This is a genomic window from Vibrio fujianensis, from assembly GCF_002749895.1.
Classification (GTDB): domain Bacteria; phylum Pseudomonadota; class Gammaproteobacteria; order Enterobacterales; family Vibrionaceae; genus Vibrio; species Vibrio fujianensis.
The window spans coordinates 77,136-86,517 of the sequence record NZ_NBUS01000037.1; the positions used below are offsets into that span (position 1 = coordinate 77,136).

The 9,382-nt window shown below is 45.2% G+C and carries 15 protein-coding genes; 3 read left to right on the forward strand and 12 right to left on the reverse strand.

The features are described from left to right. Positions 1 to 521, reverse strand: a 521-nt coding sequence (locus B7C60_RS17725) for a DEAD/DEAH box helicase (protein ID WP_245868488.1), incomplete at its 3' end; no start/stop codon positions are given. A gap of 166 nt (positions 522 to 687) precedes the next feature. Between B7C60_RS17725 and B7C60_RS03470 the strand changes: the two genes are divergently transcribed. Together B7C60_RS03470 and B7C60_RS03475 are read left to right on the forward strand one after the other, a co-directional pair. Beyond that, positions 688 to 1,140 carry a GNAT family N-acetyltransferase gene (locus tag B7C60_RS03470; RefSeq protein WP_099610457.1) on the forward strand — a complete coding sequence of 151 codons (453 nt, stop codon included), beginning with the start codon at positions 688 to 690 and terminating at the stop codon, positions 1,138 to 1,140. Then, positions 1,137 to 2,042, forward strand: coding sequence for a DMT family transporter (locus B7C60_RS03475; protein ID WP_099610458.1), 906 nt, complete (start codon positions 1,137 to 1,139; stop codon positions 2,040 to 2,042). Before B7C60_RS03470 ends, B7C60_RS03475 begins: the two co-directional genes overlap by 4 nt. Here B7C60_RS03475 and B7C60_RS03480 read toward each other — a convergent pair. Next, on the reverse strand, positions 1,988 to 2,587 hold the full coding sequence (locus B7C60_RS03480) for a LysM-like peptidoglycan-binding domain-containing protein (RefSeq protein ID WP_099610459.1): 600 nt from the start codon (positions 2,585 to 2,587) through the stop codon (positions 1,988 to 1,990). The two genes, B7C60_RS03475 and B7C60_RS03480, sit on opposite strands and share 55 nt — an antisense overlap. Before the next feature lie 230 nt (positions 2,588 to 2,817). Here B7C60_RS03480 and bamJ point away from each other — a divergent pair, with 230 nt between their 5' ends. After that, entirely contained in the window at positions 2,818 to 3,438 is a 621-nt protein-coding gene (bamJ, locus tag B7C60_RS03485; RefSeq protein WP_099610460.1) for a BamJ family beta-barrel-assembly machinery protein, read from the forward strand. A 269-nt stretch (positions 3,439 to 3,707) separates the two neighbouring features. Here bamJ and rplQ read toward each other — a convergent pair whose 3' ends face one another. From rplQ to rpsE, 10 genes are all read right to left on the reverse strand, one after another. Next, entirely contained in the window at positions 3,708 to 4,088 is a 381-nt protein-coding gene (gene rplQ / locus B7C60_RS03490; RefSeq protein ID WP_005383141.1) for a 50S ribosomal protein L17, read from the reverse strand. Positions 4,089 to 4,114: 26 nt separating this feature from the next. After that, entirely contained in the window at positions 4,115 to 5,107 is a 993-nt protein-coding gene (locus B7C60_RS03495; protein ID WP_078926675.1) for a DNA-directed RNA polymerase subunit alpha, read from the reverse strand. A 24-nt stretch (positions 5,108 to 5,131) separates the two neighbouring features. Further along, positions 5,132 to 5,752: a 30S ribosomal protein S4 gene (gene rpsD, locus B7C60_RS03500; protein WP_099610461.1), complete on the reverse strand. Its 621-nt coding sequence runs from the start codon at positions 5,750 to 5,752 to the stop codon at positions 5,132 to 5,134. 27 nt (positions 5,753 to 5,779) lie between these two features. After that, the gene (gene rpsK, locus B7C60_RS03505; RefSeq protein WP_001118870.1) at positions 5,780 to 6,169 is read right to left on the reverse strand and encodes a 30S ribosomal protein S11; all 390 of its coding nucleotides are present in this window, start codon (positions 6,167 to 6,169) and stop codon (positions 5,780 to 5,782) included. Positions 6,170 to 6,188: 19 nt separating this feature from the next. Continuing rightward, entirely contained in the window at positions 6,189 to 6,545 is a 357-nt protein-coding gene (gene rpsM / locus B7C60_RS03510) for a 30S ribosomal protein S13 (protein WP_099610462.1), read from the reverse strand. A 148-nt stretch (positions 6,546 to 6,693) separates the two neighbouring features. Continuing rightward, the gene (gene rpmJ, locus B7C60_RS03515; protein WP_000868186.1) at positions 6,694 to 6,807 is read right to left on the reverse strand and encodes a 50S ribosomal protein L36; all 114 of its coding nucleotides are present in this window, start codon (positions 6,805 to 6,807) and stop codon (positions 6,694 to 6,696) included. A gap of 38 nt (positions 6,808 to 6,845) precedes the next feature. Beyond that, positions 6,846 to 8,180 carry a preprotein translocase subunit SecY gene (gene secY / locus B7C60_RS03520; protein WP_099610463.1) on the reverse strand — a complete coding sequence of 445 codons (1,335 nt, stop codon included), beginning with the start codon at positions 8,178 to 8,180 and terminating at the stop codon, positions 6,846 to 6,848. A gap of 20 nt (positions 8,181 to 8,200) precedes the next feature. Further along, on the reverse strand, positions 8,201 to 8,635 hold the full coding sequence (gene rplO, locus B7C60_RS03525; protein WP_099610464.1) for a 50S ribosomal protein L15: 435 nt from the start codon (positions 8,633 to 8,635) through the stop codon (positions 8,201 to 8,203). 5 nt (positions 8,636 to 8,640) lie between these two features. After that, positions 8,641 to 8,817, reverse strand: coding sequence for a 50S ribosomal protein L30 (gene rpmD / locus B7C60_RS03530; protein WP_078926679.1), 177 nt, complete (start codon positions 8,815 to 8,817; stop codon positions 8,641 to 8,643). Positions 8,818 to 8,823: 6 nt separating this feature from the next. Beyond that, complete coding sequence (gene rpsE / locus B7C60_RS03535; protein WP_078926680.1) at positions 8,824 to 9,327, reverse strand: 30S ribosomal protein S5; 504 nt, start codon at positions 9,325 to 9,327, stop codon at positions 8,824 to 8,826. Positions 9,328 to 9,382 lie beyond the last annotated feature (55 nt).

The following is a 9,382-nucleotide window of genomic DNA, read 5'->3' on the forward strand; positions in this document are numbered from 1 at the left end:
GCAGCAATGATCGCCTCCAGCGCTTCTTGGAAACCCATTTCTAACATGCGATCCGCTTCATCCAACACCAAGGTATTGAGCTCACTGAGATCGATACGATCTTTGCTCAAGTGATCCAAAATTCGTCCCGGCGTTCCGACCAAAATATGCGCACCATGCTCTAGTGAACCAATCTGTGGGCCCATCGGCATACCGCCACATAGTGTTAACACTTTGATATTATGGATTGAGCGTCCAAGAGTGCGAATATCACTCGCGACTTGATCGGCCAATTCTCGGGTTGGGCACAGTACCAATGCTTGCACCCGAAAGCGCTTAACATTTAGATTCTGCAACACCCCCAGACCAAACGCAGCAGTTTTTCCTGAACCCGTTTTCCCCTGACCGATCACATCTTGACCGTTGAGAATGGCTGGCAATGATTGAGCCTGAATGGGCGTCATATGAGTAAACCCCATCGTATCGAGGTTAGAAAGCAGTTCTGGCTTTAAATGCAAAACAGCAAAAGATGATGGATTCAAAGGAGTATCCTTAGGTCAGACGAAAAAGCGAGCAGCTATTATCATTATTTTAATCGTCAGCACCAGTGAATATTGATTTAATTTTCTAGCAAAACTTAACCTTTGTTAATGTTGAGACTCAAGTGCCCTGCTAAAGTGCATGGCAAATCATCTCAAGGAGTAATCTATGGTCACTTGGCAATGGCTTTCTTTTGCAGAACTTAATAATCACCAACTGTATGAACTACTCAAACTACGGGTTGATGTTTTTGTGGTAGAGCAATCGTGTCCATATCCAGAACTGGATAACAAGGATAGGATTACCGGCGTCAAACATCTACTGGGCTATCGTGACGGACAACTGATCGCTTGTGCGCGCCTGTTACCACCCGGTATTAGTTATCCAAGTGTCAGTATCGGTCGCATAGCCACTCATCCATCTGTGCGCGGTGACGGTCTTGGCCACCTGTTACTCACGCAAGCACTGCAACAATGCCAAGCCTTGTGGCCAGAGCAAGCCATTGAAATCGGCGCGCAGCAATACCTCGCGAAGTTTTATTGTCGATATGGATTTGTACCCACATCACAGCCCTACCTCGAAGATGGCATTTTACATATCGATATGAAACGCAGCGAATGAATACATATCGTATAGCACTTTGGTTGTTGATTCTCGGCAATCTAGCGGCATCCCTATCAGATGTCTCCGTTAAAATGCTTCATGGTGATGTCGGGCCATTTCAGTACATGTTTTTACGCCAATTCATTTCTTTTACTGTCATTTTACCACTATGGTGGCGACAACCACGTGCACAACGTGCGCTGCATAATCCTGGTATCACCGCACTACGCGGGCATCTAGTCTTGATGGGGAGTGGTTGCATGCTGATGGCAGTTACCTATTTGCCACTGGCAACGGCCAACGCCGTATTTTACGCTTCGCCCCTATTGATGCTCCCGCTGTCAATTATTCTCCTGAAAGAAAAACCTGGGCTCGGAAAAGTAGTCATGACGGTGTTAGGCTTTATTGGTGTATTAGTTGTCATTCGTCCTAGCCAATTCCATTGGGCAGTAATGTTTGCCCTGGGCACCGCCATAACACTGGCACTGTTTAATATTTTAGCGCGTCAAATTCCAGCCGAACAAACGGTAATTACGACACTCATGTGGACGTCACTTTTTTCGTTACCATGCTCTGGTACATTTGCGTTATGGCAATGGCAACCTATCGATCAGATACAATTGGGTTGGGTGATAAGCAGCGCATTGCTGATATTGACGTACAATGGATTAGCCGTCGCCGCCTACCAGCGCGCACCAGCAAGCCAGATCGCACTAGCAGAGTATTCTGGGTTAATCTTCGTGGCATTAATGGGGGCTTGGTGGTTCAACGAGATGCCTGATACTCTCACCTGGCTAGGCATCACACTGATTATACTGCCACTCTTACCGGTCCGAGTATTGCAACGAGCAAACATAGCAAGAAACTATTTACTGCGCCCAAAATCGCCATCGGACAAACGGAAAAACATAACCGACTGATTGTTTTTTTCCACTTGCAGAATATCGAGTTGGCCATCACTGGCAAGTTTAAAGCGGATTAATTGGCCTTGTTGAATCTGACTAAGAGGCTTATCACTGCCTTCAATCTTGACCAATGCATTGAGATCTGACATCGGTAAATCATTGCTACGAAAAACTTGTGATAATGTATCCCCCCGCTGAACAATATACTCATGCCAAACTTTTTCAGCGGTTGGTACAGAGAGCGGTTTATTCTGCTCACTTAACCCTTGAGTATTCACTGCGACAGGTACCCGGTGATGAGTCAATTTAGGTTGTTCGTTTTGAGTAGGGGATTCTTTTGATGGCCATGGCGCAACCAGTAAAATGACCACCAAAGGAATGAGCACCATTAACGCCCTTTGGTGATAAATAGGTAGCCGCAGCCACAAAGCTCGCGAGCGATTAACATTTTTATGCGCGGCGAAACGCTGAAATTTACTTTTCAACTTAATGGATGACCAGTGACGTACCATCAATGCAAAGTAATCCGTTTGCTTTTTCTTCTTATGTCGACGATTCATTTCTATCCGTCCCTCAAATGCTTGGTACAGTATAAAAACTCACGAGCCAAGAGTATAGAGTATGACCTTGCTTCTACCAAAGGTTGACACAATCTTGAAGTTTTTCGTCTTAGATCCTGCGTTGAGTCACACCTTAACACCTTTCTAATCTGTTTTCCTGGCAAGCATTTCATCCAAACGCTGAAACTGGTATTCTGTCGGCTTTCTTTTTGTGACAAAGAGTGACACTTATGTCTGACGTAAAATTTGAAACAGTAGAGCAAAAAGCCAGCTACGGCATTGGTCTACAAATGGGCCAGCAACTAGCAGGAAGCGGCTTAGAAGGCTTAAATGTAGACGCGATCGCTGCGGGGATTGCTACCGCTTTAGTCGGTGAAATGCCTGCAATTGAAGTGGATGAAATTAACCAAGCTCTACAAACTATTCACATGCGTGCGGAAGAAGCGCGCCAAGAAGCGGCCAAAATTGCCGCTGCAGAAGGGGATAGTTTTTTAAAAGATAATGCGCTACGTCCAGAAGTGACTGTCTTAGAATCTGGCCTACAATATGAAATCATCAATGTAGGGACAGGCGAAATACCAAGTGCTGATAAATCCGTTCGCGTACACTACCATGGTGAACTGACTGATGGTACGGTATTCGATAGTTCAGTTACTCGTGGCCAACCTGCCGAATTCCCAGTAACAGGCGTGATTAAAGGCTGGGTTGAAGCACTGCAACTGATGCCTGTCGGCTCAAAATGGAAATTATATGTTCCGCACGACCTTGCTTATGGCGAGCGTGGTGCTGGTGCAGCAATTCCACCTTTTGCTGCTCTAGTATTTGAAGTTGAGTTACTAGATATTCTGTAATCAAAAGCAATTCATTATTCTAATGTCAGCGGTGCTAATAAGCGCCGCTTTTTTATGCAATTGAGAAAATATCGCTTCCTCTCGATTTAAACACCACCAAGTCATATTAGACAGATCAAGGCGTAATCAAGAAAAAATAGTGAAAGAAAAAGGACTAAAACATATTACGACGTGATCGCAAAGCCAGATATTAAAGTTTCATAATATACGGCTAGCAAATATCAATAAAAAAGCCGAGCGTAATGCTCGGCTTTTTATTCGCGAACTGATTACTCAGCAGCTTCTTCAGCAGCTGGGCGATCAACAAGCTCAATGTAAGCCATTGGAGCTTTATCACCAGCACGGAAGCCAGCTTTTAGGATACGCGTGTAACCACCCTGACGAGCAGCAAAACGTGGACCAAGTTCGTTAAATAATTTTGCAACAACTTCGTTATCACGAGTACGTGCAAATGCTAGACGACGGTTAGCAACACTGTCAGTCTTAGCTAATGTAATCAAAGGCTCAACGACGCGACGCAGCTCTTTCGCTTTTGGCAAAGTAGTCTTGATAACTTCATGACGTACTAAAGAGCTAGCCATGTTGCTGAACATCGCTTTGCGATGACTGCTGTTGCGGTTGAGTTGACGACCACTCTTACGATGGCGCATGACCAAATCCTTCTAACTAATATCGATTAATCTTCAGCGATAGACGCTGGTGGCCAGTTTTCTAGGCGCATGCCCAGAGACAAGCCACGTGATGCAAGCACGTCTTTGATCTCAGTAAGAGATTTCTTACCAAGGTTAGGCGTTTTCAGTAGCTCAACCTCAGTGCGCTGTACTAGATCACCGATGTAGTGAATCGCTTCTGCTTTCAGACAGTTAGCAGAGCGAACTGTTAGTTCAAGATCGTCTACAGGACGCAGTAGGATCGGATCGAATTCAGGCTTCTCTTCCTTCTCCTCAGGAACACGTACATCGCGAAGATCTACGAACGCATCCAACTGTTCAGCAAGAATCGTTGCTGCTCGGCGGATAGCTTCCTCAGGTTCTAGAGTACCGTTCGTTTCCATATCGATAACGAGCTTGTCCAAGTCAGTACGTTGCTCAACACGAGCAGCATCAACCGAGTAGGCAATTTTGTCTACCGGGCTAAATGTTGCATCAACAAGCAAACGACCGATAGGACGTTCATCTTCTTCGGTATGAATACGAGCAGAAGCAGGAACATAACCACGACCACGTTCAACTTTAATACGCATAGCGATTTCAGCGTTATCACTGGTTAGGTGACAAATAACGTGTTCAGGGTTTACGATCTCTACATCACCGTCATGGGTGATGTCACCTGCAACCACAGGGCCCGAGCCTGATTTGTTTAATGTAATGAACACTTCATCTTTATTTTCGCCTAAGCGAACTGCCAGCCCTTTCAGGTTAAGGAGTATCTCTAGGATATCTTCCTGAACGCCTTCTTTAGTGCTGTACTCATGAAGTACGCCTTCAATTTCTACCTCTGTTACGGCACAACCCGGCATAGAAGATAGAAGAATTCGGCGAAGTGCATTACCAAGAGTATGGCCGAAACCACGCTCTAATGGCTCAAGAGTTACTTTTGCGTGTGTCGTGCTAATCTGTTCGATATCAACAAGACGTGGCTTAAGAAATTCTGTTACAGAACCCTGCATTGTGTCCTCTCTTTAGTTTAAACCTTACTTAGAGTAAAGCTCGACGATCAATTGTTCGTTGATGTCAGCTGATAGATCAGAACGTTCAGGCAAACGCTTGAATGTACCTTCCATCTGGCTTGCATCTACTTCAATCCAAGTTGGTTTTTCGCGTTGTTCTGCAACTTCAAGAGCTGCTTTAATGCGAGATTGCTTTTTCGCTTTCTCACGGATTGCAACAACGTCGTTAGCCGCAACATTGAAAGAAGGTACGTTTACAACGTTACCGTTTACTAGGATAGCTTTGTGGCTAACTAGCTGACGTGCTTCTGCGCGAGTTGCACCGAAGCCCATACGATAAACGACATTGTCTAGACGACCTTCAAGAAGCTGAAGTAGGTTTTCACCTGTGTTGCCTTTCAGGCGAGCAGCTTCTTTGTAGTAGTTACGGAATTGCTTTTCTAGAACGCCATAGATACGACGAACTTTTTGCTTCTCACGAAGCTGAACGCCATACTCAGATAGACGACCGCGACGAGCGCCGTGTACACCTGGTGCGTTATCGATTTTACACTTGGTATCAATCGCACGAACGCCCGACTTAAGGAACAAGTCAGTACCTTCGCGGCGGCTAAGCTTCAGCTTAGGACCCAAATATCTTGCCATGATCTTTCTCCAATGTTCCCAGAAACGTTAAACGCGACGTTTCTTAGGTGGACGACAACCGTTATGAGGGATTGGTGTCGCATCAACGATGTTTGTGATACGGAAACCAGCAGCGTTCAGTGCGCGAACAGTAGACTCACGACCTGGACCTGGACCCTTAACCATAACCTCAAGGTTCTTTAGGCCATATTCTTTAGCCATTTCAGCACAACGCTCAGCAGCAACCTGTGCAGCGAACGGTGTTGATTTACGAGAACCGCGGAAACCTGAACCACCAGCAGTAGCCCAAGCTAATGCGTTACCTTGACGGTCAGTGATGGTTACGATTGTGTTGTTGAAAGATGCGTGGATATGCGCTACGCCATCAGCAACTTGCTTGCGTACGCGCTTACGAGCGCGTGTTGGTTGTTTAGCCATTGTACTCTACCCTTCCCGACTATTTCTTGATCGGCTTACGCGGACCCTTACGGGTGCGAGCATTGGTTTTAGTACGCTGTCCACGTAGTGGTAGACTGCGACGATGACGAAGACCACGATAACAGCCAAGGTCCATTAGACGCTTAATGTTCATGGAAACTTCACGACGTAGATCACCCTCTACAGTGTATTTAGCTACACCATCACGCAGTTGATCGATCTGCTCTTCAGTTAGTTCACTGATCTTAACACTTTCAGCAATACCCACATCAGCTAGAATAGCTTGAGAGCGGGTTTTACCAATACCGTAAATTGCAGTTAGAGCGATTACAGCATGTTTTTGATCAGGAATGTTAATGCCTGCTATACGGGCCACTATGCACTCCTAGTACTTTCTATAAAGAATTATCCGCAGCAAAGCCCGTCGAGGATACGCTGCGGGATACTACTTCTTTTGCACGCAAAAGGTAGGCCGAGGAATATACTCGACCAACCTTTAATTTTCAAGTAAAAATTTCTGCTTATTAGCCTTGGCGCTGCTTATGCTTTGGCTCACTGCAAATCACGCGAACAACACCGTTACGCTTGATAACTTTACAGTTACGGCAGATTTTTTTAACGGAAGCACGAACTTTCATTGCTAAACTCCGTAAATCTAACTTAAATGGCGGCCATATTAACGGCCATAGCCTTTTAAATTTGCCTTTTTCAACACAGAATCATATTGATTTGACATCAAATGAGTCTGTACCTGTGCCATAAAGTCCATGATCACCACAACGACAATCAGTAATGATGTACCGCCGAAATAGAAACGTACGTTCCATGCGACCATCATGAACTCAGGGATCAGACAGATAAAGGTAATGTACAAAGCACCGGCTAAGGTTAACCGTGTCATTACTTTATCGATGTATTTTGCAGTCTGCTCACCTGGGCGGATACCGGGTACGAATGCACCAGACTTCTTCAGGTTATCTGCTGTTTCACGTGGGTTAAACACCAACGCGGTATAAAAGAAACAGAAGAAAATAATTGCTGCTGCATAAAGCATTACGTACAGGGGTTGGCCTGGACTTAAAGCCAAAGAGACATCAGTTAACCAACCGAATGTCTTACTTTCACCATTTTGACCAAACCACTGTGCCAATGTTCCAGGGAACAAAATAATACTTGATGCAAAAATTGCAGGAATCACACCAGCCATGTTGATTTTCAACGGCAAGTGTGTGCTTTGTGCTGCAAATACCTTACGTCCTTGCTGACGCTTCGCGTAATTAACGACGATACGACGCTGACCACGCTCCATGAAAACAACGAAATAGATAACAGCAAAAGCCAATACTGCAATTAACAGTAGAAGAAGCACATGCAGTTCACCTTGACGCGCTTGCTCTATCGTTTGTCCGATTGCTTTTGGCAAACCAGCAACAATACCTGCAAATATCAAAATGGAAATACCATTCCCAATTCCTCGCTCTGTAATTTGTTCACCTAACCACATTAAGAACATGGTACCGGTTACTAAACTCACGGTCGCAATCAGGGTAAACATGGTTTGGTCGATAACGACCAGATTATTGACCATATTTGGTAAACCTGTTGCAATACCTATTGCTTGGAATGTTGCAAGTACAAGCGTGCCGTAGCGTGTATATTGGCTAATCTTACGACGGCCTGCTTCACCCTCTTTCTTGAGCTCGGCTAACGCTGGATGAACTACAGTCAACAACTGGACAACAATCGAAGCCGAAATATACGGCATGATGCCCAGTGCGAATATAGATGCACGCTCAAGAGCACCACCAGAGAACATGTTAAACATTTCAATGATGGTGCCTTTTTGCTGTTCGAACAAATCGGCAAGTACAGCTGCGTCAATACCAGGGATCGGCACAAAAGAGCCCGCTCGGAATACTAAAAGTGCACCAATTACGAATAATAAGCGCGACTTTAACTCACCTAAGCCGCTCTGAGCACTGCGAAAATCTTGTCCTGGTTTCTTAGCCATCTGTACCTCAATCCTCGAGATTATTCCTCGATTTTACCGCCTGCAGCTTCGATTGCAGCTTTAGCGCCTTTCGTCACGCGTAGACCTTTAACAGTCACTGCTTTGTTGATCTCGCCAGAAAGAACAATTTTTGCAAACTCAATGTTTTTAGTCACAACGTTTGCTGCTTTCAAGCTGTTAAGATCAATAACGTCACCGGTTACTTTCGCTAGCTCAGCTAGACGAACTTCTGCACTCACTAGGCTCTTGCGAGAAGTGAAACCGAATTTTGGTAGACGCTGTTTCAGAGGCATTTGACCGCCTTCAAAACCTGGACGAACGCTGCCGCCAGAACGTGACTTTTGACCTTTGTGGCCACGGCCACCTGTTTTACCAAGGCCAGAACCGATACCACGACCTAAACGCTTCTTAGAAGGCTTAGAACCCGCAGCCGGCGATAGAGTATTCAAAAACATTATGATTACTCCTCAACTTTAACCATGTAGTGAACCTTGTTGATCATACCGCGTACACACGCTGTATCTTCAAGTTCCACTGTATGGTTGATTTTACGAAGACCTAAACCGCGCAAAGTAGCTTTATGCTTTGGCAGGCGACCAATTGAGCTTTTAGTTTGAGTTACTTTAATAGTTGCCATGTGTTCTTACTCCGAAATCGCTTCAACAGTTAGACCACGTTTAGCTGCAACCATTTCAGGTGACTTAACGTCAACTAAAGCGTCGATCGTTGCACGAACGATATTAATAGGGTTTGTTGAACCGTATGCTTTAGATAAAACGTTATGTACACCAGCAACTTCAAGTACTGAACGCATCGCACCACCGGCGATAACACCCGTACCTTCTGCAGCTGGCTGCATGTAAACTTTAGAGCCCGAGTGGCGACCTTTCACTGGATGGTGAAGAGTGCCTTCGTTAAGCGCGATAGTAACCATGTTACGACGTGCTTTTTCCATTGCTTTTTGAATCGCAGCAGGTACTTCACGAGCTTTGCCGTAACCGAAACCTACACGACCATTACCGTCACCAACCACAGTTAGTGCAGTGAAGCTCATGATTCGACCACCTTTAACCGTCTTAGAAACACGGTTAACGGCGATTAATTTTTCTTGCAAATCATTCGCTTGAACTTGTTGTTCTTTAGCCATCTTCCAACCCTACCTTAGAATTTCAGACCAGCTTCGCGAGCAGATTCTGCTAGCG

Bases quoted from the DNA above. Each gene is read 5' to 3' on its own strand.
- bamJ (WP_099610460.1), top strand. From the start codon at position 2,818: ATGTCTGACGTAAAATTTGAAACAGTAGAGCAAAAAGCCAGCTACGGC.
- rplQ (WP_005383141.1), bottom strand. From the start codon at position 4,088: ATGCGCCATCGTAAGAGTGGTCGTCAACTCAACCGCAACAGCAGTCAT.
- B7C60_RS03475 (WP_099610458.1), top strand. From the start codon at position 1,137: ATGAATACATATCGTATAGCACTTTGGTTGTTGATTCTCGGCAATCTA.
- rpmD (WP_078926679.1), bottom strand. From the start codon at position 8,817: ATGGCAACTATTAAAGTAACTCAAACTAAAAGCTCAATTGGTCGCCTG.
- B7C60_RS03495 (WP_078926675.1), bottom strand. From the start codon at position 5,107: ATGCAGGGTTCTGTAACAGAATTTCTTAAGCCACGTCTTGTTGATATC.
- B7C60_RS03470 (WP_099610457.1), top strand. From the start codon at position 688: ATGGTCACTTGGCAATGGCTTTCTTTTGCAGAACTTAATAATCACCAA.
- B7C60_RS03480 (WP_099610459.1), bottom strand. From the start codon at position 2,587: ATGAATCGTCGACATAAGAAGAAAAAGCAAACGGATTACTTTGCATTG.
- rpsE (WP_078926680.1), bottom strand. From the start codon at position 9,327: ATGGCTAAAGAACAACAAGTTCAAGCGAATGATTTGCAAGAAAAATTA.
- rplO (WP_099610464.1), bottom strand. From the start codon at position 8,635: ATGTTTTTGAATACTCTATCGCCGGCTGCGGGTTCTAAGCCTTCTAAG.
- secY (WP_099610463.1), bottom strand. From the start codon at position 8,180: ATGGCTAAGAAACCAGGACAAGATTTTCGCAGTGCTCAGAGCGGCTTA.
- rpmJ (WP_000868186.1), bottom strand. From the start codon at position 6,807: ATGAAAGTTCGTGCTTCCGTTAAAAAAATCTGCCGTAACTGTAAAGTT.
- rpsD (WP_099610461.1), bottom strand. From the start codon at position 5,752: ATGGCAAGATATTTGGGTCCTAAGCTGAAGCTTAGCCGCCGCGAAGGT.
- rpsK (WP_001118870.1), bottom strand. From the start codon at position 6,169: ATGGCTAAACAACCAACACGCGCTCGTAAGCGCGTACGCAAGCAAGTT.